The organism is Agrobacterium sp. FDAARGOS_525 (assembly GCF_003938925.1).
Classification (GTDB): domain Bacteria; phylum Pseudomonadota; class Alphaproteobacteria; order Rhizobiales; family Rhizobiaceae; genus Agrobacterium; species Agrobacterium pusense.
Genome location: NZ_RKIU01000004.1, coordinates 1380289 through 1403512 on the forward strand (window position 1 = coordinate 1380289; position 23224 = coordinate 1403512).

The 23224-nt window shown below is 53.9% G+C and carries 23 protein-coding genes and 1 other RNA gene; 12 read left to right on the forward strand and 12 right to left on the reverse strand.

Annotated elements, in window-relative coordinates; genetic code table 11:
* The first annotated feature begins 225 nt into the window (after positions 1-225).
* Positions 226-447, forward strand: coding sequence for a 50S ribosomal protein L31 (rpmE, locus tag EGT36_RS22730; protein WP_003497640.1), 222 nt, complete (start codon positions 226-228; stop codon positions 445-447).
* 152 nt (positions 448-599) lie between these two features.
* Here rpmE and rcdA read toward each other — a convergent pair whose 3' ends face one another.
* The 3 genes from rcdA to EGT36_RS22745 all read right to left on the reverse strand — a co-directional run bounded on the left by rcdA (position 600) and on the right by EGT36_RS22745 (position 2994).
* Positions 600-1115 (reverse strand): protease adaptor protein RcdA, encoded by a 516-nt coding sequence (gene rcdA, locus EGT36_RS22735; RefSeq protein WP_003506184.1) that lies wholly within the window; start codon positions 1113-1115, stop codon positions 600-602.
* Positions 1116-1516: 401 nt separating this feature from the next.
* Positions 1517-1708, reverse strand: coding sequence for a DUF1192 domain-containing protein (locus tag EGT36_RS22740; RefSeq protein WP_004445779.1), 192 nt, complete (start codon positions 1706-1708; stop codon positions 1517-1519).
* Positions 1705-2994: an MFS transporter gene (locus tag EGT36_RS22745; RefSeq protein WP_004445776.1), complete on the reverse strand. Its 1290-nt coding sequence runs from the start codon at positions 2992-2994 to the stop codon at positions 1705-1707. Before EGT36_RS22745 ends, EGT36_RS22740 begins: the two co-directional genes overlap by 4 nt.
* A 137-nt stretch (positions 2995-3131) precedes the next feature.
* On the opposite strand from EGT36_RS22745, the gene EGT36_RS30620 reads away from it, so the two are divergent.
* Entirely contained in the window at positions 3132-3287 is a 156-nt protein-coding gene (locus tag EGT36_RS30620; RefSeq protein ID WP_004445774.1) for a hypothetical protein, read from the forward strand.
* 54 nt (positions 3288-3341) lie between these two features.
* Here EGT36_RS30620 and EGT36_RS22750 read toward each other — a convergent pair whose 3' ends face one another.
* From EGT36_RS22750 to tkt, 5 genes are all read right to left on the reverse strand, one after another.
* Positions 3342-4367: a class I fructose-bisphosphate aldolase gene (locus EGT36_RS22750; RefSeq protein WP_004445772.1), complete on the reverse strand. Its 1026-nt coding sequence runs from the start codon at positions 4365-4367 to the stop codon at positions 3342-3344.
* Between the two features lie 191 nt (positions 4368-4558).
* The gene (locus EGT36_RS22755) at positions 4559-5761 is read right to left on the reverse strand and encodes a phosphoglycerate kinase (protein WP_037091973.1); all 1203 of its coding nucleotides are present in this window, start codon (positions 5759-5761) and stop codon (positions 4559-4561) included.
* A gap of 67 nt (positions 5762-5828) precedes the next feature.
* A complete protein-coding gene (locus tag EGT36_RS22760) occupies positions 5829-7694 on the reverse strand; it encodes a potassium/proton antiporter (protein ID WP_022563051.1) in 1866 nt (621 codons plus the stop codon).
* Between the two features lie 315 nt (positions 7695-8009).
* On the reverse strand, positions 8010-9020 hold the full coding sequence (gene gap / locus EGT36_RS22765; RefSeq protein WP_004445768.1) for a type I glyceraldehyde-3-phosphate dehydrogenase: 1011 nt from the start codon (positions 9018-9020) through the stop codon (positions 8010-8012).
* 62 nt (positions 9021-9082) lie between these two features.
* Positions 9083-11065, reverse strand: coding sequence for a transketolase (gene tkt, locus EGT36_RS22770; RefSeq protein ID WP_004445766.1), 1983 nt, complete (start codon positions 11063-11065; stop codon positions 9083-9085).
* 324 nt (positions 11066-11389) lie between these two features.
* Here tkt and EGT36_RS22775 point away from each other — a divergent pair, with 324 nt between their 5' ends.
* The 4 genes from EGT36_RS22775 (at position 11390) to EGT36_RS22790 (ending at position 14240) form a co-directional block, all read left to right on the forward strand.
* On the forward strand, positions 11390-11662 hold the full coding sequence (locus EGT36_RS22775; protein WP_037091971.1) for a DUF4164 domain-containing protein: 273 nt from the start codon (positions 11390-11392) through the stop codon (positions 11660-11662).
* Positions 11663-11672: 10 nt separating this feature from the next.
* Positions 11673-12050, forward strand: coding sequence for a cell division protein ZapA (locus EGT36_RS22780; protein WP_004445763.1), 378 nt, complete (start codon positions 11673-11675; stop codon positions 12048-12050).
* Between the two features lie 76 nt (positions 12051-12126).
* Positions 12127-12285, forward strand: a non-coding RNA gene (ssrS, locus tag EGT36_RS22785) — 6S RNA.
* Between the two features lie 68 nt (positions 12286-12353).
* Entirely contained in the window at positions 12354-14240 is a 1887-nt protein-coding gene (locus EGT36_RS22790) for a site-specific integrase (protein WP_125271101.1), read from the forward strand.
* Between the two features lie 283 nt (positions 14241-14523).
* On the opposite strand, the gene EGT36_RS31365 is transcribed toward EGT36_RS22790, so the two are convergent.
* Positions 14524-14739: a helix-turn-helix domain-containing protein gene (locus tag EGT36_RS31365; protein ID WP_112540194.1), complete on the reverse strand. Its 216-nt coding sequence runs from the start codon at positions 14737-14739 to the stop codon at positions 14524-14526.
* Between the two features lie 217 nt (positions 14740-14956).
* On the opposite strand from EGT36_RS31365, the gene EGT36_RS22800 reads away from it, so the two are divergent.
* The 3 genes from EGT36_RS22800 to EGT36_RS22810 all read left to right on the forward strand — a co-directional run bounded on the left by EGT36_RS22800 (position 14957) and on the right by EGT36_RS22810 (position 17375).
* Positions 14957-15613: a hypothetical protein gene (locus EGT36_RS22800; protein WP_125271102.1), complete on the forward strand. Its 657-nt coding sequence runs from the start codon at positions 14957-14959 to the stop codon at positions 15611-15613.
* A gap of 11 nt (positions 15614-15624) precedes the next feature.
* On the forward strand, positions 15625-15957 hold the full coding sequence (locus EGT36_RS22805) for a zinc ribbon domain-containing protein (RefSeq protein WP_125271103.1): 333 nt from the start codon (positions 15625-15627) through the stop codon (positions 15955-15957).
* A 68-nt stretch (positions 15958-16025) separates the two neighbouring features.
* Positions 16026-17375 carry a hypothetical protein gene (locus tag EGT36_RS22810; protein ID WP_125271104.1) on the forward strand — a complete coding sequence of 450 codons (1350 nt, stop codon included), beginning with the start codon at positions 16026-16028 and terminating at the stop codon, positions 17373-17375.
* Positions 17376-17432: 57 nt separating this feature from the next.
* Here the strand turns inward: EGT36_RS22810 and EGT36_RS22815 are convergent, their stop codons facing one another.
* Positions 17433-17681, reverse strand: coding sequence for a hypothetical protein (locus EGT36_RS22815; RefSeq protein ID WP_125271105.1), 249 nt, complete (start codon positions 17679-17681; stop codon positions 17433-17435).
* Between the two features lie 329 nt (positions 17682-18010).
* On the opposite strand from EGT36_RS22815, the gene EGT36_RS22820 reads away from it, so the two are divergent.
* Positions 18011-18748, forward strand: a complete 738-nt coding sequence (locus EGT36_RS22820) for a hypothetical protein (protein WP_125271106.1) — start codon at positions 18011-18013, stop codon at positions 18746-18748.
* A gap of 161 nt (positions 18749-18909) precedes the next feature.
* Complete coding sequence (locus tag EGT36_RS22825; protein ID WP_286084329.1) at positions 18910-19170, forward strand: DUF3892 domain-containing protein; 261 nt, start codon at positions 18910-18912, stop codon at positions 19168-19170.
* A gap of 111 nt (positions 19171-19281) precedes the next feature.
* On the opposite strand, the gene EGT36_RS22830 is transcribed toward EGT36_RS22825, so the two are convergent.
* Positions 19282-20706, reverse strand: a complete 1425-nt coding sequence (locus tag EGT36_RS22830) for a hypothetical protein (protein ID WP_125271108.1) — start codon at positions 20704-20706, stop codon at positions 19282-19284.
* A gap of 950 nt (positions 20707-21656) precedes the next feature.
* Between EGT36_RS22830 and EGT36_RS22835 the strand changes: the two genes are divergently transcribed.
* On the forward strand, positions 21657-22232 hold the full coding sequence (locus EGT36_RS22835) for a recombinase family protein (protein WP_125271109.1): 576 nt from the start codon (positions 21657-21659) through the stop codon (positions 22230-22232).
* 100 nt (positions 22233-22332) lie between these two features.
* Here EGT36_RS22835 and EGT36_RS22840 read toward each other — a convergent pair whose 3' ends face one another.
* A complete protein-coding gene (locus EGT36_RS22840) occupies positions 22333-23211 on the reverse strand; it encodes an RNA helicase (RefSeq protein ID WP_125271110.1) in 879 nt (292 codons plus the stop codon).
* Positions 23212-23224: the final 13 nt, after the last annotated feature.

Consider the following 23224-nt stretch of genomic DNA (forward strand, 5'->3'; position numbering starts at 1 on the left):
CCTTTTGCGGGCGAATTTCCGGTCTGCGGTAAAATTCCTGCCCGGCAGCCATCTCCTTTCACAAGGGGATAGCAGGCTCTTGTTATCTCGGCGACCTTCATGTATAGGCTCCGCATCGAATTGGGAAGCCATAGCCCATCTGGACTATGGCTTCATTTATTGAATTGGCTCAGTTGACGCAATTGCGGCAAATGGACCGCACGTCACTTAACCAGGAAGATTGTCATGAAGGCTGATATCCATCCCGATTATCACACGATCAAGGTGGTCATGACCGATGGCACCGAATACGAAACCCGCTCTACCTGGGGTTCGGAAGGCGCCGTCATGAACCTTGAAATCGACCCCAAGTCCCATCCGGCATGGACGGGCGGCAACCAGCAGCTTATGGACCGCGGTGGTCGCGTTTCCAAGTTCAACAAGCGTTTCGGTGGCCTCGGCCTCTGATTCCCTTGCGGACGGATTGTTAAAAAAGCCCGGTTTGACCGGGCTTTTTTGTTGCGCTGTTTTGGCGTCGGCATCTACCCGCATGACCGCTGAAACAAAAAAAGCAGGCCGGTGAGCCTGCTTTCAAATTGTCCACTCAATGTGGTGTTTTCTCAGTTGATCGAGAAAGCCGTGCGCAGAAGGTTGAGCTGCGCCTGAACGCTGTTCTCATTGTCCGGCACCTTCGCGGCTTCGGAGGGGCGATAGATTTCGCGGTCGAGCAGGGCGATGCGGTTCTGGAGACGCAGCGAGCGCTCGATAAGATCGCGGAAGGACTCCGGCAGGTCGTTCCAGCCGGGCGCGTTGCGGTCGACGTTAAAGCTGTCGAGGCGAACCTTATTCTTCTCGCTCAAAACCTGATCTCGGGTCATTTCACCGTTGTTGACGGCGCGCTGGAGCAGCAGCCAGGAGGCCATCTGCATCAGGCGAGTCGTGAGGCGCATCGATTCCGCGGCATAAAGCACTGAGGCCATGCGCGGCAGAACTTTTGAGGCAGCGCGGCCGGCGCCGTCGAGATAGCTCGCAGTTTCCTCCACCAGGGTCATGCCTTCGGTATAGAGGGTCTTGAACTGGTTGGAAGCAGCCGCGCGCCCCGCAAAGCTTATGGTATTTAAAACCTGTTCCGACATTTCTTTAAATCCCTGCTCACGCACCACACTGTCAGGCAACGACGATCCGGATATTTTGTTCCGGCCTTTAGTGTTTTCAGGATGGTATCTTTACCTGAAATGCGCAAGGCAATTATTAAAGAAGGGTTAATACCCACAGTTTTACCGAAGCCGGCGGCGGCAAAAAAAGAGCCGCGAAAGCGGCTCTCAAGGTAAAACAGGGAGAAAAATCAGACCAATTCGCCGAACGGAGAAGATGCCTGAAATCCAGAAGAACTGGACATGTATAGTAATCTCTCAGAAAGCTTAATTTTTGGTTAATGGTAAACGAAAGACTGACCCAAAACCTCTTATTTTGGAACGCGCGTTGAACCGAGTCTGCCGTTAGGCACGTGCGGGCCGGGTTTATTGGTCACCGCGCATCAGGATCGGAAAAGATTCTCCGCCGCCTGTCTTCCCGCGGATTTCCGCTTTCTTTCCTCTTCGAGTCGGGTGATTTCGGCCTGGAGAAGCTCGATCCGGCTGTCCAGTTCGTCCACGGAGAGGAGGCTGAGATCGCTGCCAATCTGGTGTGCAGCGGGTTTTTGCGGGCGGTCGTCGTCAAAGAGGCTCATATGCCTGCTCCTTTTTCCACGTAGTCCCCATCCTCGCCGGGATATTGCGGCGCGCGCGGGTCAAGCGCAATACTCTCCGGTGTCACCAGCGGCGAAGGCGTCGTCGGCATCATCGTCGAGAAATTATCCTTCTCGTCGGTTGAAAGCGCGGCGCGCCTGCGGCTTCTGATAATGGCATAGGCAGTAATCAAAATATGGGCGACGGCTGTGACCAGAAACAGCGCATAGGGCCCGGAATAGGTCATGACAGCGCCGCCGAGCGTCGGTCCGATAATGGTGCCGACGCCGTAAAGCAACAGCAACCCGCCTGAAACCTTGACGAAATCCTCGGACGCCGCAAAGTCGTTGGCGTGCGCCACGGCGATGGGATAGAGCGCATTGGCGGCTGCACCGTAAACGGCGATCATCGGAATCAGAACGTAGACGTGATGCGGCTGCACGGCTGCGACCGCAAGTCCCGCGACGGCGCCAAGCCCCGCGAGGCCGGCCAGCACGTAACGACGGTCTATCCTGTCCGAAAGGCGACCCGCCGGGAACTGCGCCAATGCGCCGACGAAAATCGTGACGGACACCATGATGGCGATCATGGTCGGATCCAGGCCTGCCCGGGCACCGAAGACGGCGCCGAGCGTGCCGTACGCACCGTTGGCGATGCCGATCATCAGAATGCCGACGAAGGAGACCGGGGAGTTTCGATAGAGCGCCGGCAAATCCAGTTTCACCTTCTGCAAAGGCTGTGGACTGGCCGCCTTTGAAAGCGTTGCCGGCAGAATGGCGATGCAATAAATGATGCCGCAGATCATGAACAGCGAGGTATTGCTGATATCTCCCATCGGCACGATCATCTGTCCCGCCACGACGCCCAGAAGCGTGATGGCGATATAGAGCGAAAAGATCATGCCGCGGCTTTCGTTCGTGGCACGCTCGTTCAGCCAGCTTTCGATGATCATTGAGGTGCCGGCGGTGCAGAAGCCGGTAAGCGCACGCAGCGTAATCCACCAGACGTCATCAACGATGAGACCGGTCATGAGCACGGTCAGGCATACCAATGCGACGAAAGACGCAAAAGCCCGCACATGGCCAGCACGGCGCACGATGGCCGGCGCGACAAAACAACCAACAACGAAGCCCGCAGCCCAGGAGGTTCCGAGGAAACCAAGTATCTCGTTGGAGTAACCCTCTGCCGAGCCACGCACTGGCAGCACGAGGCCCTGAAGACCGTTGCCGAGAAAGAGAAACAGAGTGCTGGATAAAAGAGCGAATACGGGTAGAAGATTTCTGCTCATGACAACACTCTCATGCGTTCGGACGGACGGTCGGACAGGTCATACAACGGGAGTTACCCGAATGAGTTGCACTCTTCTGGTGAACGGTAAAAATGTCCAGCCTGTGACGATGCAGAAATAAAGAAAAGGCTCAATAAATGACGAAGGCGATCGGCCTTTTTTTACTGCTGGCCATGGCCGTCCAGATTATCCGGCCGCTCGGCCTGCCGGGGCTGAAGAAACGGGGCGATTGCTGGAAGATAGCGGTTGCCGCCTTTGTCATCTGGTCGGTAACGCTGCTTCTGCGCCCATAAGAAAAAGCCGCCCCGGGAGGCGGCTTTCATTCACTAAAGCTCTGGAGCGAAGCCTCAGGCTGCCTTTTCGAGTTCCTGCTTCCAGTTGCCCTTGGCCGCCAGGCTGTTCATGGCGGCGCGGTGCGTGAAGGCGCGCTGGCCGGCAGCGACATTCTCCTGCTTGCCGCCCCAGGTCTTGAGGGCCGTATCCTGAAGCGCGCGGCCGTAGGAGTAGGTGAGAGACCAGGGCAGGTCATAACCGGAATTCATGGCGGAGAGATGCGCCGTTGCCTCTTCGGAGGACTGGCCGCCGGAAAGGAAGGCAATGCCCGGAACGGCGGAAGGTACGGTCGCCTTCAGGACCTTCACGGTCTTTTCCGCCACTTCCTCGACGGAAGCCTTGCGGGCCTTCTTGCCGTCGATGATCATGTTCGGCTTGAGGATCATGCCTTCGAGGTTCACGCGGGCGTCGAAGAGGTCCGCGAAGACGGTCTGCAGAACCCATTGCGTGACTTCCGCGCAGCGGTCGATGTCGTGCGTGCCCGGCTCGCCGTCCATCAGGACTTCAGGCTCAACGATCGGCACGATATCCGCCTGCTGGCAGAGAGCGGCATAACGGGCGAGCGACTGGGAGTTTGCCTTGATCGAACCCCAGCTCGGGCGCTGTTCACCGATGGTGATGACGCCACGCCACTTGGCGAAGCGCGCACCGGCTTCATGGTACTTGCGCAGGCGCTCATAAAGACCGTCGAGGCCTTCGGTAATGAATTCATGCGGGTGGAAGGCCATCGGCTTGGCGCCGATATCCACCTTGATCCCCGGCAGGCTGCCAGCCGCCTTGATGATATCAACGAAAGGTGTGCCGTCGGCAGCCTTCTGGAACAGGGTCTCTTCATAGAGAATGACGCCGGAGATATATTTCTTCATGGCGTCGTCGGAACGGAACAGCATCTCGCGATAGTCGCGGCGGGCGGTCTCGGTGGACTCCAGATTGATGCTGTCGAAACGCTTTTTGATCGTTCCCGTGGATTCGTCGGCGGCGAGCAGGCCCTTGCCGTCGGCGACCATTTTGATTGCGATGTCTTCGAGACGTTCGGTCATTTGCTATTCTCCCAAGGCACAATAAATTTCCGATAACAGAAGTTCCAGGGCAGGGAAATGGCACGCTAACTCATTGAAACGATTGAAATGATTTCAATCGTTTGAAACTTTTCCTCCCGCGTGCACTTACCAAAAAACGAGGCCGGACAAGCATCGCTTGTCCGGCCTCGTGTCAGGCAAGTGAGATAAGTTTACTTGGCGGCGGTCAGGATGGCAACGCCCGGCAGTTCCTTGCCTTCCATCCATTCAAGGAAGGCGCCGCCGGCGGTCGAAACATAGGAGAAATCCTCGGAAACGCCGGCATGGTTGAGCGCGGCCACGGTGTCGCCGCCGCCTGCGACGGAGACGAGCTTGCCGGCCTTCGTGCATTCGGCGGCATGTTTTGCGGCAGCCACGGTGGCTGCATCGAAGGGTTCTATTTCGAAGGCGCCGAGCGGCCCGTTCCAGACCAGCGTTTCCGCGCGTGAAATCCAGGCCTTGATGCTTTCAACCGACTTCGGGCCGACATCGAGCACCATGGCGTCAGCGGGAATGGCATTGATGTCGACCGTTTCACTGGCCGCACCGGCCTTGAATTCGCGGGCAACGACGCCGTCTTCCGGCAGCACGATGGCACAGCCGGAAGTCGCGGCCTCGATCATGATCTGCTTTGCGGTTTCGGCCAGATCGTGCTCGCAGAGCGATTTTCCAACCTGGGCGCCACGGGCGGCGAGGAAGGTGTTGGCCATGCCGCCGCCGATGACGAGGGCATCGACCTTCTTGACGAGGTTCATCAGAAGATCGATTTTGCTTGAAACCTTCGCGCCGCCGACGATGGCGACGACGGGACGCACCGGCTGGCCGAGGCCCTTTTCCAGAGCCTCAAGCTCTGCCTGCATGGTGCGGCCGGCATAGGCGGGCAGGTGGCGGGCGAGGCCTTCGGTGGAGGCGTGGGCGCGATGCGCGGCGGAGAAGGCGTCATTGACATAGATATCGCCATTGGCCGCCAGAGCCTCGACGAAGGTGGGATCGTTCTTTTCTTCGCCCTTGTGGAAGCGCGTGTTTTCCAGAAGCAGGATATCGCCGTCATTCAGTTTCGCAACGGCTTCCGCCGCCGGCGCGCCGATGCAGTCGGACGCGAAGGAGACGGCATGGTCCAGCACTTCCTCAACTGCCGGTACGATCTGGGAAAGCGACATGTCAGCCACGGGTTCGCCCTTCGGACGGCCAAAATGGGCAAACAGAATAACCTTTGCGCCCTTCTTGGAAAGTTCCAGAATGGTCGGCGCGACCCGCTCGATACGGGTCTTGTCCGTAACTTTGCCATCCGCGACCGGCACGTTGAGATCAACGCGGACGAGAACGCGCTTTCCGGCAATGTCGTTGAGGTCATCGATGGTCTTGAAAGCGGGCATAGGTCGATCCTGATTTGTTGCGAGTTCGGCAGGGACCATACTATGCCTGATTGCCGACGCAAGCCGGTCAGGCTTCATTTTCTCTCACGGTGTTTGAAGGTGCGACCACGTCTTGTGCGGTAGCGGTGGAACGCGAGTGACGCCGCTGCGCCAGATAGTCACGCACCCGTTTGAAAATTTCCGAGAAGCTGATGAAGATCGGCAGGGTGGTAGCCGGTTCGACCGGCTCCAGCGAAATTCCGACACCCGCTATCGCCTCATGTTCGTCCAAAGTTCGCACGATCAGGACGATGGAGCCGAGGCGCACGCGGTCGGCATAATCGGCCCGTCCGGCAAGACGTGTCTCGATGAGTTCTGCGATGCTCATTGCCTGTTCTGCTGGCGCAAGCAGGCCGGGACCATAGGCGGCATCAAGCTCCTTCGCCGGCCGGGCGGGAGAGATCGCGAAGGTGCCGAAGAAATCGGCGTCGTCATCGGCGACGGGCAGGGCGCTCGCGAAGAGCCGGTCGATCAGGCGGGAATAACCGGGGGCGATGAAGAGATAGACAAGATCATTTTCACGCAGTCGCCCGGCATATTGGTAGCGAATCGATTTACCGTCACGCACCACCAGCGAAGGCATCGCCCAGCGGGGAATGCGCTCGCCCTGCAGGATGGCGCTGCCCTTTGCCACGCGGTAGGAAATCAGTTCGTGATTGGCCGTGCCGGGAAGGTCAACCTCCAGCTTGTCCACCTCGCCCATGCGTGGCGGCACGATCAGCCCCAGCCTTGTTGCCACCGGTTTGATGGTCCAGCCCTGCACGAGGAGCGATACCAGCACGATGATGAAGGCGGCATTGAAATAGATCTGGGCGTCATCAAGTCCGCCGAGGATGGGCATGATGGCAAGCAGGATGGAGACGGCGCCGCGCAGGCCCACCCAGGCGACGAAAGAGGTTTCCTGTTGGGTGTAGTTAAACGGCATGAGGCTGAGCCAGACCGCGAGCGGACGGGCGACGAAGATCAGGAACAGCGCCAGCAGGATGGCTGGAATTGCGATTGCAGGAAACTGCGACGGCGTGGCAAGCAGGCCGAGCATCAGGAACATGATGATCTGTGCCAGCCACGTCAGCCCTTCGTGGAAGCGACGGATCGTTTCCTTGGCGAAGATCCTGCGATTGCCGGCGACAATGCCGGCGACATAGACCGCCAGAAAGCCGCTGCCGCCAATCGTGCCGGTGAAGGAAAACACGAGCAGCGCCAACGCAAGCACAAAGATCGGCGCCAGTCCCCGATCGGCGGCAAAACGGTTGACCACGGCGGCGATCATGAGACCGCCCAGCACGCCGACGATCACACCGAGGCCCATTTCCTCAACAAAAAGCAGCAGAAAACCGCTGTCGATACCGGCCAGGCCCTGTCCTTTGGCGATGATCTCGACCAGGGCGACTGTGAGGAAGATGGCCATTGGATCGTTGGTGCCGGATTCGACCTCCAGCGTGGAGCGTACCTGATCGCGGATGTGGATGCCGCCGATGCGCAGCAGGAAAAACACCGCTGCCGCATCGGTGGAGGCGACGATGGCACCGAGCAGCAGGCCCTCGAGCCAGGAGAGCCCGAGCAGGAGGGCGGCTGCGCCCGCGAAAAAGACGGATGTGAGAATAACGCCGACCGTGGCAAGCGCCATTGCCGGTGCCGCGGAAAGCCGGAAAGACTGGATCGACGTGCCAAACCCGGAGTCGAACAGGATGACGGCAAGTACCAGTGAACCGAGCATATAGGCGAGAGGGTTGTTGGTGAATTCGATACCGAGTCCGTCCACACCCGCCGCAAGTCCAATCACAAGGAAGAGCAGCAGCAGCGGCGCGCCGAATCGGTAGGCGATGAGGCTCGAGAAGGCGGCGACGAGGACAAGAACAGTTGCCACCAGCAACAACAGATAAAATGATTCCACGTCCACCGCCTCTTTCACGCCGCGCTGGCCACCGCAATGATTGCTCTGCACGTTCGCAGTCAATGCGCCACGGGTTGCGGTCTGTCAGCGCTCGGTCGGCGGCGTTGAAAGGTAACGCAAGGCGGGGTGTATCGAAAGATACGGCAGGGCCGAAGTGCATTGCGCACGACCGTTATCCCTGCGTCCCTTGTCCGTTTCAAAATGGACCAGACAAAGGCAGGAAATTGAAAACATGGCGGCACTGTAGAGGAAAACCGGGAATAAAAAATCCGGCGGGATCGCTCCCGCCGGAATGCATCGACTGATGAGTATTCGTTAGATGGTCTTCGCGAAGGCGACAGCCGTGTCCGACATGCGGTTGGAGAAGCCCCACTCGTTGTCGTACCAGGACAGGACGCGCACGAAGTTGCCTTCCATGACCTTGGTCTGGTCATTGGCAAAGATCGACGAGTGGCTGTCGTGGTTGAAATCGCGGGAAACCAGCGGCTCGTCGGTATAGCCGAGGATGCCCTTCAGCTGGCCGTCGGAAGCCGCCTTGATGGCTGCGTTGATTTCGGCAACCGTCGTGCTCTTCTTGGCCACGAACTTGAAGTCGACGACCGACACGTTCGGGGTCGGAACGCGGATCGACGTGCCGTCAAGCTTGCCCTTGAGGTGTGGCAGGACGAGGCCAACAGCCTTTGCGGCGCCCGTCGAGGTCGGGATCATGGACAGGGCTGCGGCGCGGGCGCGGTACAGATCCTTGTGCATGGTGTCCAGCGTCGGCTGGTCGCCGGTGTAGGAGTGGATCGTGGTCATGAAGCCATGATCGATGCCAACGGCGTCATCGAGAACCTTCACGACCGGCACGAGGCAGTTGGTGGTGCAGGATGCGTTGGAGATGACGAGGTGATCTTTCGTCAGCTGGTCATGGTTGACACCGAAGACGACGGTGAGGTCGGCGCCGTCAGCGGGAGCCGAAACGATGACGCGCTTGGCGCCGGCCGTCAGATGGGCAGCAGCCTTGTCGCGGGCTGTGAAGATGCCGGTGCACTCAAGCGCGATATCGACGCCCAGTTCCTTGTGCGGCAGCGTTGCCGGGTCGCGAACGGCCGTCACCTTGATCGGCTTGCCACCGCCAACGATGATGGTGTCGCCTTCGACCTTGACGTCGGCCGGGAACTTGCCGTGGATCGAATCGTAGCGCAGCAGGTGAGCGTTGGTTTCAACCGGGCCGAGGTCGTTGATGGCGACGACTTCGATATCGGTGCGGCCGGATTCGACGATGGCGCGCAAAACATTGCGGCCGATGCGGCCGAAGCCGTTAATGGCAACTTTTACAGTCATTTACAGTCTCCCGATCAAGAATGGGCTTGGTCTTTGCTGAATGGTGAGGGCTTGGGAAGCCCTTACGCAAGTTTTGCCTCGACTGCGGCGACGACAGCTTCTGCCGTGATACCGAAGTGCTTGAAGAGATCCTTCGCCGGGGCGGACGCTCCAAAGGAGTGCATGCCGACGAAAGCGCCATCGTTACCGATGAAGTAATCCCAGCCCTGGCGGATGGCGGCTTCCACCGCGATCTTGACCGGAGCCTTGCCGATGATGGCGTTGCGATAGGTTTCCGGCTGTTCCTTGAAGAGTTCGAAGCAGGGAACGGAAACGACGCGGGCGGATACGCCCTTGTCCTTCAGCGTTGCGGCCGCTTTCAGAGCCACTTCGACCTCCGAACCGGAAGCGAAGATCGAAACCTTGGCGTCGCTGGCGGAGACGAGTTCGTAGGCGCCGTAAGCAGACAGGTTCTTCTCTTCATATTCCTTGCGCGAAGGAGCGAGATTCTGGCGGGTGAGGGCCAGCGCAGACGGACGATGCTTCTGTTCCAGCGCCAGCTGCCAGCATTCCGCCGTCTCGGTCTCATCCGCCGGGCGGAAGACGAGCAGGTTAGGAATGGCGCGAAGGGCAGCGATCTGCTCCACCGGCTGGTGGGTCGGGCCGTCTTCACCAACGCCGATGGAATCATGCGTCAGAACGTGGACGACACGGATGCCCATGAGCGCGGCAAGACGGATCGACGGACGGCAGTAGTCCGAGAAGATCAGGAAGCCGCCCGCATAAGGAATGAGACCGCCATGCAGTGCGATGCCGTTCATGGCAGCAGCCATGCCGTGTTCGCGGATGCCGTAGTGCAGGTAACGGCCGGAGAAGTCCGTCGGCGTGATGGACTTCATCTGGCTGGTCTTGGTGTTGTTGGACGGCGTCAGGTCGGCAGAACCGCCGATCATTTCCGGCAGCACGCCGTTAATGACTTCGAGCGAGTCTTCCGAGGCCTTGCGGGTCGCAACGGTCGGGTTGTTCTCGATGATCTTCTTCTTGAAAGCATCGATCGAGCTATCGAAATTGCCCGTCAGGTCGCCGGCGAAGCGGCGCTTGAACTCGGCTTTCTTGCCGGCCTCAGCGGCTTCGAGGCGGGCTTCCCAGTCCTGACGCGTCTTGGTGGAGCGCAGACCGGCAAGACGCCATGCATCCAGCACGTCTTCCGGAATGACGAAAGCTTCGGCTTCCCAGTTCAGGCTCTTGCGGGCCGCAGCGATTTCTTCTGCGCCGAGCGGGTTGCCATGAACCTTATGGGTGCCCTGCTTGTTGGGCGCGCCGAAACCGATGACGGTCTTGCAGGCGATGAAGGTCGGGCGGTCCGATTTCTGTGCGGCTTCGATGGCAGCGGCGATCGCATCCGGATCATGGCCGTCAACACGGATGGTGTTCCAGTGAACCGCCTGGAAACGGGCAATCTGGTCGGTGCTGTCGGAGAGGCCAACTTCGCCGTCGATGGTGATGTTGTTGTCATCCCAGAAGAGAACGAGCTTGTTAAGCTTCAAATGGCCGGCAAGCGCGATGGCTTCGTGGCTGATGCCTTCCATGAGGCAGCCGTCGCCGCACAGTACATAAGTGAAGTGGCTCTGCAGGTCGGAGCCGAACTCCTCTTCCAGCTTGCGTTCGGCGATTGCCATGCCCACGGCGTTGGCGATGCCCTGGCCGAGCGGACCGGTGGTCGTTTCGATGCCGGTGGCGTGGCCATATTCAGGATGGCCAGCGGTCTTGGAACCGAATTGACGGAAACGCTTGATCTCGTCGATCGTCATGTCCTCGTAGCCCGTAAGATAGAGCAGCGAGTAAAGAAGCATCGAACCATGACCTGCCGACAGCACGAAACGGTCGCGATCCGGCCAGAGCGGCGCCTTGGGATCGAATTTCAGATAACGGGTGAAGAGAACGGTGGCGACATCAGCGGCGCCCATCGGCAGACCGGGATGGCCTGAGTTGGCCTTCTCCACTGCATCCATGGCAAGAAAGCGGATCGCATTTGCCATCCGGTTGTGTTTGTCGCGAGAAATCATGGCTTTTCCGTCTGTTTCCGGGTGAAAGGAGATAGTTTTACGCAACTATCCAAAAAGCGGGTTGATCCATAGCAGGTGAGGCAGGCAAGTCAATAAATCGACGGGCAATTGCGGTTCTGCGGTCGATAAAAATCGTTTCGCAAAGCGGGGGCTGGAACGGATTTCGTGTCCCGTCCGGCCCGGTTTCTTCGTTCATCCACAGAGCAAAACGCCACAATGCACTGGTTTGATTGACGGGATGGTAAATCGGGTAATAACCTCGTGAGCGTTTAAATGGCCTGAAACCGGACGATTCGGCCGGTGGCGTGCGAGTTGGAAAAAACGATGTCGGCTGAGAAGACCTTACAATCTGCGCTGACGGAGCTGAATGCTGCCATCACAAATCTCGAAAATGCCATCGATGTGCGTATCGAGCGGCAGAGAGAGACCGGCGAGATCGATAACGAGGTGAAGCGCGTCCATGTCGACCGCGCCAGACTGGCGCAGGAACTGGACCAGGCCGAGTTTCGCGCTAACCGTCTTGAAGAAGTCAATCGCGAGGTTTCGCGCCGGCTGGTGACGGCCATGGAGACGATCCGCGCGGTGCTGGATCGATAGGAGCGGTATCATGGCGCAAGTTACTGTTATGATCGACGGAAAGGCCTATCGCATGGCGTGCGAAGCAGGCCAGGAAGACCACCTGACCGACCTCGCCACCCGTTTCGACCGGTATGTCGGGCATCTCAAGAGCCAGTTCGGAGAAATCGGCGACCTGAGGCTAACGGTGATGGCCGGTATCATGGTGATGGACGAGCTTTCCGAGCTCAACCGCAAGATCGAGAAGCTGGAAGGTGAGGTGGCATCCCTCTCCCGCAATCGCGATGGCATGGCCGAGCACAAGGCGAAGTCGGATGAGATGGTGGCGCTTGCCATCGGCGATCTGGCCGACCGGCTGAACGGCATTACCGAAAAATTGCTGGACCGCCCAAAACCGGCGGCACACTGATCATCCGGAATTCCGAAGCGATAAAATTTCGCTCTGCGCCTCTGGCGGTTTTTCCCGATCCGTCCTATATCTGGAATGCGTTCTGCGCTTCTCGACAGGAACCACAATCCCTGGGGCCATACTCGATCCAAAGGGAGCTGTCCCTGGCCAGTCCCGTGGGGCTGGACACACGGTGCCCACCTACTTTTGTAGGCGCCCAGGATCGTAAATCTCCATCGGTCGCCGTGGATCGCGCTCTTTTGCTTTGATTTTGTTGAATTTCGGATCTTAACGCAGCTTTTTCACACCGATTTTGATACTGGTGTGAAAGTCAATCGGTCCGAAATGCTAAAACGTCATCGCCTTTATTTGCATCCGAATGGCTATTATTATCATCGGGTCAAGGTGCCTGCTGACATTCGTTCTTTGTATGGCAAGCAGATCGAACAAATATCCCTCAAGACACGCGATTTTAGAGACGCTGTTCGGCGGCTTCCGGCAGTAATTGTTAATGTGGATAATGGTTTTGCTCAGTTTCGGACTGACCATAACGATGATTTGGTGTTATTCGCTTCGAGCAGTGGATCACGAGTGAAGGGTAATCCTGCCTTCAAACGTATTGTCGCTGATCATGCTAATTCGGTCGAAGCGGAGGAAATGGGACGAAGATCGGCGGCTTTTCGGGCTGCCTCTGATGATCTTGAAGCCTATCTGCATCAGATCAGCCTTCCTATTGGCTACGGGGCCTTCATTGAGGATTGCCGCAAGCAGAACGACCTTGCGTCCCTTCTGTCTCTCGTGAATCGGCTTCACGTGACCGCACGTATGGCAGCTATTAAACAAGCAAAGGAAACCGGTGCTTTTCACGAGTGGGATATAATTGCCAAACGACAGATTCCCGATTTGTCGACTGTTCGGCGCGCGATACTTGTTAAAGCGTTGATGGACGCCGAACTAAAGGCGCTTCATGCATGGCAGGAGTTTCTCCCGTATGAAATGATTAGCCTCGGTACAACTGAAGTTTCCATCAGCAAGTCAACTTCGGGCGATCTTCCACTTATGTCGATCATCTCGAATGAATGCTTCAATCTGGTCGGTCGTGAGAAAAAATGGAGCGCAAAGACCGATGCTACTCGTCGGTCGCAGATCAAACAATTCATCGACATCTGCGGTGACAAGCCTTTAAACCGATATACCCAGAACGATATCCGTCTTCTGAAGAGCACGCTTTTTGCTGTGCCACCGCAATCACATGGGCGGAAGGAGCTAAAGGGACTTTCCAGAATTCAGATTGCGGAGCAGGCAAAGAAACTTGGTCTATCCGGTTTGTCTTCCGAAAGTGTGAGGCAGATCATGACCGCCGCGAACATCGTCTTCGGCTGGTCACGTACCGAATATGATCACGCTCTCCAGAATATCGTGCAGCCAATGATCCCGCCCCCTTCACGCAACGGGAGCAAGAAAGACAAGCGCCATGGATTCACATCTGATGAATTGAATAAGCTCTTCCGAAGCCCGGTTTTCACAGGCGTTAGAACCGAAAAATCTTGGTATGATCCCGGTGACATCTCGATGCATTCCCACGGGCGCTTTTGGGTTCCTCTGCTGGCATTGTTCGCGGGGGCAAGGCTGATGGAAGTCGTCCAGCTTATGCGGGAAGATATTGGTTGTGAGGACGGCATCTGGTTCATCGACATCAATGATCACGAAGAAGAGCAGACTGGAAAAAGGGTTAAGAACGAATCTTCACTTCGCAATATTCCGGTTCATCCGACGCTCATCGAACTCGGTTTCATAGATTTCGTACAAACTATTCCAAACGGAAACCGGCTCTTTCCGGACATTCCGATAGGCCCAGCGACTCAAAGACACCGCCATGCGTCGAAGATGTTCAACAAGCTTCTGGGCAAAGCACGTATCAAAGGACCCAAAAAGGTCTGGCACTCGCTGCGGCATTCTTTTGAACAGGCATGTCGTGATAGCCGTGTGGATAGCGCTATCATGGATCAATTGCAGGGACATTCGCAAAAAGGAATGCGTGGGGTCTACGGTGACGGGTATGGGCTTACGTTGCTATATGAAGGTATACGGTCAATTGTTTACAGTAAGCTTGATCTATCATGCATACAGCCCTTTAGAAGTCATCGCCCGGGCGACAGAGATAGCCTCGTAGTGTGTAATGCCTTGCGCATCAATAAAGTATTACTTTGATATTTGTGGAAGCTGTTTCTGCAATTCGCAACTGGCGTCGAAACCAATTGCCTATGCTAATATAATAAATTCAACCACATCAATTTTTCTCTGCCCGCAATTGAAGGTTCGCGTAACCAGCGGAAAGTTTTAACGGATACACGCGACCGGGATAGGGTTGGAAGCTGCGGTGACGCCATGCCCGCCCCCCCGACGTCAAACATACCCGCGTTTCATCATCTGTGGTGGGCACGGATTTCATGGCGGTGAATTCAGCCGGTAAGGTAGCCGCATCCACCACGATCTACCCCCGGAACGATTTCAAATCGAATTGAGCGGCTAAAACGTGAAGCTCCGCTGCCGGGTCAAACCCAATTACCTTAGCAATAGCTATGTACTCAACGACGTCGAGGCGGCGTTGACCCGTTTCCAGTTTAGCCATGTAGGACTGATGCTGCCCGATGGCGTTCGAAACAAACTCTTGCGTATAGCCAGCCGCGTGCCGCTTACGCGTAATCATACGGATCAGTTGCTCATGTTCCGACGAGTTTAGCGATTTCGACAAAAAAAGCCCCAATTTTTCAATTGGGGACTTCAAATATACATAAGAACCAATTATGCCAAAACGGCAGGAATGGTATTTAATTTATTGGACAACGAGTCGTAGGCATTTGGGGGATAACTTGAAATCCAAAACTTTGTGGACCGCATGCAGGGTCTGCCACAAGCAGGTTTCCGTGAGTGCTAAGGCGTGCGCGCAGTGCGGCGCGCCTCAAAAGCGATTTGGCGCTCTGAAATTAATGGTCGGCGGTTTCGCCGCATTGGTGATTACCAGCGTAATTTTTGGTTCGGGTGAATCGGAGAAAGGCGCGGCTGCTGGCGACAGTGCTACCGCCGCGTCTGCGTCAGCCATCAAATCCACCGTCGCGCCTTTACCAGAACAGCAGGCAACTTTCATCGCGGCAATCAGCGATTACAAAACCCGTTTCGACTCTGCCGGAAATGAGCTTCAGCAAAGTATTCTGCGAGACGAACGCCGTATGGCGATCTTGAAAGCGGTCGGTGGACAGCTTCGCGCTGAAGGATGGTCGGGTACGCTCCACAAGCTGGAAACGAACAATGACGGCGATGCGGTTGTCACCGTTCGCGTCGCTTCAAACATTGACCTCGCAACATGGAACAATGCCATCTCGGATGTCCTGCATTCGACCCTGATCGAAAAGGGAACTCCGCTTTACGCTGCCCTCGTAAATATGTCGGTTGGCGACAAGGTAAAGGTTTCCGGCAACTTCATCCGCGCTGAAGCGGACGGTTTGTTCGAACAAAGCATTACCATTCGCGGCGCAATGACCGCTCCAGAATTCCTTTTCAAATTCACTGACATTTCCAAATAGGAGAATTGATCATGGCGATTATCAGCTGCCCGGAATGCAACAACAACGTCAGCGACGCGGCATTCAAATGCCCATCTTGCGGTACACAGCTTCGCAAGCCAAAGCGCGGTTTCTTCGGGAAACTGTTCAAATGGTCCTTCATCGGATTCAACGCACTGATGCTGTTATGGGCTGTTGCAGGCTTCAATGCTGCCACGAAAGATATGGGGACACTTACGGGTGCGGAACAAGCCGGAGCGGCAATCGGAACAGGTATTGGTTTGGCGATGGTGCTGACTGTGTGGGTATTAGGCGCAATCGTCCTTGGGATGTTCGTACTCTTCACCAGACCGAAGGTCGTCTAATTTGGAGATCAGAGGCGAAATATTCGCCCGCGTGCCCTGTAGATTTTAATGCAACTGATGGATTGCTGATGCTTGCGAAACTCTCTGGCATTTCGTTTCTTGCGGTTGTCGTATCGGCAACAGTCGCCAATTCTGCTTGCCTGAAGGAAGCAGATATTCAACGCCACAATGCGGATTTAAAATCCCATTCTGAAGATATCGGACGAAAGGATGGCAGCGTCGTTTCCATCTATCGACAAAAAGGCAGCGCACGCTTTGTCGAGGTGGTTCGTCAAAACCGCTGTATCACGACTATCAAAATCCTGAGCGCTGACGAATTGTATCGAAGATACGATCTTATGGCGTCGCTCTGGGATGAGCGCGCCATTGCTCAAGAGGAAGCTCTCGACAACGAAGGAATGGATGAGGGCAACGACACTGAAGTAGTCTCGGATTCCGATCTTCCCTTCTTGTCTATGGACAGATTTCCTGTATCCGGCATCTACTCAGGTCCGATCAGACTCCCCGATTTCAAAGGTAGGGATCGCGACTTCGCCACTTTTCGCACACGCATCTCCAACGGCATGAAGGCAGGGGTAAATTTCGCCGGTCAATATGCGATTACGCAAATCGGCTGTGGGTCGAGTTGTTCGATAGCCTTCGTAAGCGATCTCAAAACAGGTCAGCAGGTTCGCTTTCCGTATGGCGGTGAGGAAGCCGGACCTGTGACGCTAAAGCACATTGCGGGCAGTCGGCTTCTGATTGCGACGTGGCGGGATGGCGATCAATGTGTACTTGAGTCAATGATCTTCAATGCCGGAACCTGGGACTCGTTGGCGAAGCATCCAATTGGCGATTCAGACGTCTGCTATGAAGACATCGACGACAATATCAGCGCTTTCAAAAGCAAACGAGAAATGAGCGGCGCAAATGAAGTTCCCGCTTTAGGAAACAAAAGCGCTAACGCCGATCACGCTAAAGCGCAGACAGATCAGCAACCGTCCGCCAATGTCTCACCGAGCGCGGGGATGACCGAATACGACAATATCAATGTCGCGGCGTTGCTGGACCTTTACGAAGCCCACGATTTGCTCCTTGCGTGCTTCAAAGCCAGAGAAAATCAGTTCCCGGCTTATTTGTCGCGACAAGAGATGGAAAAAGCCGAAGCGGATTTCCTGAAGGATGAAGCGGAAATTTTAAAGCGCGATCCAAGGATTGATAAACAAGCCGTTTCTCGAAGAGCGCACGAGTTGAACGCGCTGTTTACAATGGCTGTTGTTCTGACAGGGATGACAGAAATGAATTATGAACACTGGAAGGCGTGCCGAAAGCTGGCATCTATTTTTCCGCCCGGTATCGAAAACGCGAGATTGAAAAAGCGTGAAAAGCAAAGCACGGGCGGTGGACTGATAGTGCCGCAGGACCCACGCTTCAGATGAGCTTCCCTGCACCAAAAGCAACATGGCGATTGAAGGCGGTAGATTACCCGCTGGTGATCAATATCGTGAGTTTTTCCAGTCGATGTACCAAGCGTCTTCTGGAAGATCGTTGAGCAGAGTGGACAAATCCCAAACTACCCTTTCATCGTCTCCACGATGAGACGTGAATCGTGCCCATATGAAGCTGTGCCGACCTTGAGTAAATATCGCGGGCGTTCCGAAAAGCCTTGCGGCTTTTGCGCTGTATTGCTGGTCGATGGAAACGGCGATCATTTGCTTCCAACGGTTAGGAGCATTTAAACTCATACGATTCTCCATAAAATGCCTACGCGCTGTATTCGTCTTCTCTCCGCTCAGGGCGTCCAATCGATCAATCACGAACATTCATTGGCGTGGCTTTTCTCAATCACTCGGCTGGTCTTGTTCAACTCAATAAGCGATCTGGAAAGCGTTCCGCATCCAAGCCCGTAGTAGAGAAGCCACGGTTCGAGCCGAGAACACGGCAATTGTGCCGATAATGGCAGATGATTTGAGCCGGGAAAACATGCCGGGATTTAGGCGTAATTGCCCTCTCTATTATTTTTTGCGAATCGGCTCGCAAAACGGGCTGCATCTCGAAATCACAGGGATTAGATATGAACCACAGCTTTGTGCCGGGTACGCCGGGTGTTTATGATGCTGCTGAACTCAAAGAGTTTGTTGCAGCACTCCCGACCGAGGAAGAACAGCACCATTCGATGATTTCGTTGCTCAATCTGCGAAATCTCAGTTCCTACGTAAACGACTACGCATCTGCTGTTGGGCTTCACCGACACGTCCAAGACCTGCGAGAGAGCGTCCTACGCACAGAAGAACCTAACACGCTCGTTTTCAACAACCATATGCATCTGTTGAAGAATTGGGACGAAATGGCAGGCAGAGAAGCCGCTATGACGCTCTTTCATGTCGGGAAAGCCTTAATGCAGATAAGGGCGAACATGCGCTTTACCGAGACGATCAAGGCGGACTCTGATGCAGACAGCCTGCGAAAAGCTGCGGGCGAACTGGAACGGGCATTTCCAAACTACAATATTGCTCGCCATGCCGCTGGTCATAGGGCTGAAGCAGTGGGTTCGCTGGAAGAGGTCAAATTGCACGCGGTCGATATCGAGGGCGGGCAACAGTTCATAATCGGAAACGTTCAAGGAGATGATTATCTCTCTACGTTCGAAAAGAAGCTGCTCAAAGTGCCGCTCACTGAAGAAGCCCGCCAGAAATTGAATGACGTGGTGGCACTGATCTATTCGGCGTTTCCGAAGCTTGTTCATATGTTGCCACCGCTCAATTATGGGGTTCCGGCACCGGATAATGGTGAAGCTTCACCCATGACCTGATAAAAAGAAGCAGGAAGTGCGGCGTGGGTATGTGAACGTGTCCCTATAATTATCTATCCACAAGAAGTTGTATATTTTAGTTTTATCTAACTTTTCGATATGCCATATTTCTCCTGCTTTAGGTAAAGGAGGATTTCTATGGCAGGCAGATTCAGAATCCGGTGATAAAGAAGCAGCCTAGAAATGACATTTATAACCGCATAACTCACGTGGGAGGCGTGGGACAGACTCAATGGACATTGACTACTGACGAAGTGATTTCTCGCATCGAGAAGCGGACTGAGGCATTCTATGTGGAACAGCCTACCGGCGACCAAGTGGATGTCATTGTTTCGGTCAGTCGTTTCGGCAACAAATATCTGAAAACAACGGCAGACGGTGACGAACCGAACAATCTGCTGAATTTGCCGGAATGCCCATAAGCCCCATTCGAAAGGCTATGAGCGCAAAAAAATTCTGGATGACCTGATAAAAATAAACAGGAAATGCAGCAGGGGGTGTTGGGGGTGACTCGCACCCCCTAGTTTCACGAGTTATAGTTGCGCGACCTGTTCAGCGGCAGCGGCTCTCTTTCGAGCGCGCTGGATAGCTTTCTGTTTACGATCATACTCACGGCGCTCTTCAACCGTCATGTCTTTCTGCTTGGTGCGAATGATTTTCTTTAGCGCGGGTTCCGGGTTCACTAGATCAATCATTTGTGGCTTTCTAACTCCGGGAATAAGCTCCTGCATGAACATCGCCTGTTCGTGGTCAAAACAGAATAAATCGACCGTCTGTTTTGATTGGTAGTCCCGAAGGGCTGTACGTCCAAAGAATTGGCTGTATCGCTCATATGTCCTTGCTGCGGCGAGTTTTTCACCACTGATACCGAACACCGACTGGAAGAAGTTGATAGTATCTGGAGTGTCGTTTAGTGCCGCCAAGCAAATCGCTACCGTCCTGTCCTTGAACTTGTTTATGCCACGGCTATCAGGGCTGATGATTTCAGCATTCGGCAAAGTCCAAATGTTCTCAGGTTTGAGAAAATCTTTGTTGAAACATACGATATGTGGCGGCGTTTTGCCATTGTACATGCGCGACACAGCATCTCGAACGGCACCAAAGAGTTTCGCCCTTCCGCCAAACTCCTTATTATCGAACAGAGTCTTTGAGGCTGCGAGTTCAGAGAAGTAGTACAGGTTCACCAGATCAGCTTTATGAGAGAGATCATTGTACTGAAGATTGCCACCCATCGGATGCGGTTCGAACTCGACAAGACCGAGCTTTGTCCAGACCAGTGTTGCTAGTGAGTTTTCTGCGTTAGCGCCGAGAAGTGTCGTAGCCTCGAATTGCCGAAAAATCGAAGGCAACGTGATGATGTGAAATGTGAGCTTACGTTCCTCTCCAGCCAACACGAAACGCCAAGGAGCCGCTTCCAGATAAACCAAGTGATGAGGGGAACGAGCAGCTTGCGCGACTTCTTCCAAAAGCTCACGATCTTCACCGCTGAATACGCCGAAACCCTCCCTTGCGATCAGGTCCAGTTCAGGCGTCGGAAAGATTTGGATGAAGGACTTGTTCGTGTCATCTGTTATGTAAATTATTTTGGGAAGAAAGACCTTCGCGAAGCCCGTGATCTTTGATCGGGTCTGCAATCGTTTATGAATATCAGGAAGCTCATCCATGTAGAGATGTCTGTCAATTGATCGACCAAATTGGTTCAGAACGACTTGCTGATTGCAGATTAACACGGAATGTTCATCGTCAATTTGATCCCGAAGTTGAGACCACGCCGATGTGCCTTTCTCTTCCGAATTGATGAGACTAGCGTTTGGAAGCTGGCTCGCATGCTCGTCAGAAACGGCGTTCGTTTGTGTTGCGATAATATGCGCAGCGTGAGTGGTCTTATTGATATGGTCCAAAAGCGCGTATGATTTACCAGCGCCAACAGGCGCGGATACGTAATAAATTTTTTGCATTTCTGTTCTCTAAAATCGGCAATAAAAAAAGGTTTCCGAAGGCGGTCCTGCAAAGAACCTTCGGAAACCCGATATTGCGAGAGATTTGAATGCAATAAGGTTGTGAAAAGATCAGCAGTCCCGTTCGTAAAGTCAACGAAAGGACTTGCAGGACCTTTTCTTAACTTCGATATATTTAGGGGTTTTGTTTCTGAAAAAGCCAGAAAACAGGTCTTAATCGAATTATTTTTGATTATTTTCCGAGAACGGAGGTCTCGATTAAGATTGGTCATATTAGCTTAAATTGATAGAAAAATCAACTAGAAAGATCGATTTCCGACAAATTCTTGTATCCAAAATTACACTTCCGGCGTCTCAGTGCATCAGTAGTGGTACGCGTAACGCTTTTCTTTCAAGAAAGGGAATGCGCATTCACTCATTCGCTTCGCTCATTCGTTCTGCTCGTAACTGACCGAATAATTACAACCTTAAATCATGAGCGAAGCGAATACCGAACGAAGTGAGGTTCATGCGAAAGATTGAATCTAATTGAGATTGGTAATTGGTTGATTGATTATATTTCAAGTGATCGTACAGGAATTTGCTTCGCAAATAGCTTCGCATGTCTCGCTTCGCTCAACATGCTTGCTCTAATTATTTCCTTTCAAATTGATTTGATTAGATGATCAAAGGTCGTCAAAGATGTCCATGAAGTAAAAGGCAATATGTCCATAATTCTCTATAAGAGATAGCGGAGCAAGAATTATGGACATCATTCGAACTTAGACGCCGAAGTGGTAATTTTGGACATTACCAAATTCCGATTTTCAATCAGCTATTCAAAGCCCTTTTCTCAGGGCTTGTAGTGTCTCAAAATGTAAACTCAGTGAGACGTATTCGATTGCAGTCGTTGACGTGTCTCTTTTCATGTCTTAAAATTTATTCCAATAATATCTTAGGAGTTTCAAGACATGGCGCTCATAGGCTATGCACGAGTTTCATCAGTTGGGCAGTCATTAGAGGTTCAGCGGGACAGACTGCTGAATGCCGGGGTGGAGCCTGATCATCTATTCGAAGAGAAGAAGTCTGGATTGGACAAGGAGAGACCAAAGCTGAAAGAAGCCATGCGATTTGCGAGAAAGGGTGACACGTTTTTGGTTTCCCGCATCGACCGTCTGGCAAGGTCCACGTCCGATCTCTATCGCATCGTTGGCGATCTTCAGGACAGAGGCGTTAGCTTTAAATGTCTCGATCAGACGGAAATCGACACAACCTCGAAATACGGAAAGCTTATGTTTGGTATTCTCGCCTCGATAGCCGAATTCGAAACTGATCTTCGCAAGGAACGCCAGATGGATGGCATTGCTGGAGCAAAGAGCAAAGGCGTGAAGTTTGGACGTAAGGTCCAGTTGACGCCAAGCGTTCTCGCTACGGTTCAGAAAATGAGAGCAGATGGCGCTCTCATCCGCGAAATAATGGAAGCAACCACATTGAGCAAAGCGTCCGTGTATAGAGCTTTGGCGTACACAGACAATCGATCAAAATAGTTGAGCAATCATGCCGGATTGTCCAATAATTACAAAAAGCCAATGCTTTTGGATGAAAAAGTGGGGCTACGGCGCGTGGGCGCGGGATTCGCAGTCAGCCTTAAACGAGACTTTGCGACCCGCTTTTCCCCTTTCTGTACTCGACTATGAGAGGAGCAACAACGTTGTTGAAAGTTGCATCCGACATTTTGATATCGCGCTCCTTCATCTTCAGATGCAGCGTCTCGAAAAACTTATAAAGATTAACTTGATCATTCAAATCAAAATCTTGCGTTTGGAGAAGGGACACAACCATGTTTTTCAAACTGTTTCTCATGAGCACTTGATCCAAGGACCGAGAGTTAGTTGCATCCTTCGTTGGCTGCGCAGATACTAAGCGCGTTACCTGCTCCTGAAGACTTTTTAGCTGTTCGATAATAAATTGGTCTGAGCTAACAGTCTTTGTTTCAAGTCCAGTCAACTTGAACTTGCCGAAATGCCCAAGGAAGGGGGAATAGGTGTCATCCTTTTCCTTTTGAGCGACGCTACCCTTCATCGCGGCTGCAAGCCTTTTCCTAAAATCACGCACATCGTCAAAACGTAAGTCCGCCCGATAGTTAATATGCTCTATTGGTGACGTATCAAAACTGTAGTCGGTTAGGTCGTCTTTGATGACGATTGTCGGCTTGTCGAATGCCAGACGCAAACCAAGCTCGAACATAACGTTTGCGTTCTTGCCGCTGACATCGCAAACTACAATTGGATCATCGTATAAGTTCTGGACGATCCTTGCATGGATTACGCCAATGTCTTCACTCTCGCTTACGAGCCTCGGTTGGAAGCCAGCTTCCTCAATCGCTTCATCAAGGATGATACGCACCCGATCCCAATGAGATTTCTCGTATTTTCCCATTGCGGCAATCGGCATGATAATGCCACAATACGGACGTTGACCTGACGGAGCGTTGTCAGTGTCGTTTTTAACCGGCTTCGTGTTCATTATATTTTCCCCA

Excerpts from the sequence above, each read along its gene's own strand:
- EGT36_RS22775 (WP_037091971.1), top strand. The coding sequence starts at position 11,390 with ATGTCGGCTGAGAAGACCTTACAATCTGCGCTGACGGAGCTGAATGCT.
- EGT36_RS22835 (WP_125271109.1), top strand. The coding sequence starts at position 21,657 with ATGGCGCTCATAGGCTATGCACGAGTTTCATCAGTTGGGCAGTCATTA.
- EGT36_RS22840 (WP_125271110.1), bottom strand. The coding sequence starts at position 23,211 with ATGAACACGAAGCCGGTTAAAAACGACACTGACAACGCTCCGTCAGGT.
- EGT36_RS30620 (WP_004445774.1), top strand. The coding sequence starts at position 3,132 with ATGACGAAGGCGATCGGCCTTTTTTTACTGCTGGCCATGGCCGTCCAG.
- rpmE (WP_003497640.1), top strand. The coding sequence starts at position 226 with ATGAAGGCTGATATCCATCCCGATTATCACACGATCAAGGTGGTCATG.
- EGT36_RS22830 (WP_125271108.1), bottom strand. The coding sequence starts at position 20,706 with ATGCAAAAAATTTATTACGTATCCGCGCCTGTTGGCGCTGGTAAATCA.
- EGT36_RS22820 (WP_125271106.1), top strand. The coding sequence starts at position 18,011 with ATGAACCACAGCTTTGTGCCGGGTACGCCGGGTGTTTATGATGCTGCT.
- EGT36_RS22755 (WP_037091973.1), bottom strand. The coding sequence starts at position 5,761 with ATGCCCGCTTTCAAGACCATCGATGACCTCAACGACATTGCCGGAAAG.
- EGT36_RS22745 (WP_004445776.1), bottom strand. The coding sequence starts at position 2,994 with ATGAGCAGAAATCTTCTACCCGTATTCGCTCTTTTATCCAGCACTCTG.
- EGT36_RS22740 (WP_004445779.1), bottom strand. The coding sequence starts at position 1,708 with ATGAGCCTCTTTGACGACGACCGCCCGCAAAAACCCGCTGCACACCAG.
- EGT36_RS22750 (WP_004445772.1), bottom strand. The coding sequence starts at position 4,367 with ATGACCGAACGTCTCGAAGACATCGCAATCAAAATGGTCGCCGACGGC.
- EGT36_RS31365 (WP_112540194.1), bottom strand. The coding sequence starts at position 14,739 with ATGATTACGCGTAAGCGGCACGCGGCTGGCTATACGCAAGAGTTTGTT.
- EGT36_RS22780 (WP_004445763.1), top strand. The coding sequence starts at position 11,673 with ATGGCGCAAGTTACTGTTATGATCGACGGAAAGGCCTATCGCATGGCG.
- tkt (WP_004445766.1), bottom strand. The coding sequence starts at position 11,065 with ATGATTTCTCGCGACAAACACAACCGGATGGCAAATGCGATCCGCTTT.
- rcdA (WP_003506184.1), bottom strand. The coding sequence starts at position 1,115 with ATGTCGGAACAGGTTTTAAATACCATAAGCTTTGCGGGGCGCGCGGCT.
- EGT36_RS22810 (WP_125271104.1), top strand. The coding sequence starts at position 16,026 with ATGCTTGCGAAACTCTCTGGCATTTCGTTTCTTGCGGTTGTCGTATCG.
- EGT36_RS22805 (WP_125271103.1), top strand. The coding sequence starts at position 15,625 with ATGGCGATTATCAGCTGCCCGGAATGCAACAACAACGTCAGCGACGCG.
- gap (WP_004445768.1), bottom strand. The coding sequence starts at position 9,020 with ATGACTGTAAAAGTTGCCATTAACGGCTTCGGCCGCATCGGCCGCAAT.
- EGT36_RS22815 (WP_125271105.1), bottom strand. The coding sequence starts at position 17,681 with ATGAGTTTAAATGCTCCTAACCGTTGGAAGCAAATGATCGCCGTTTCC.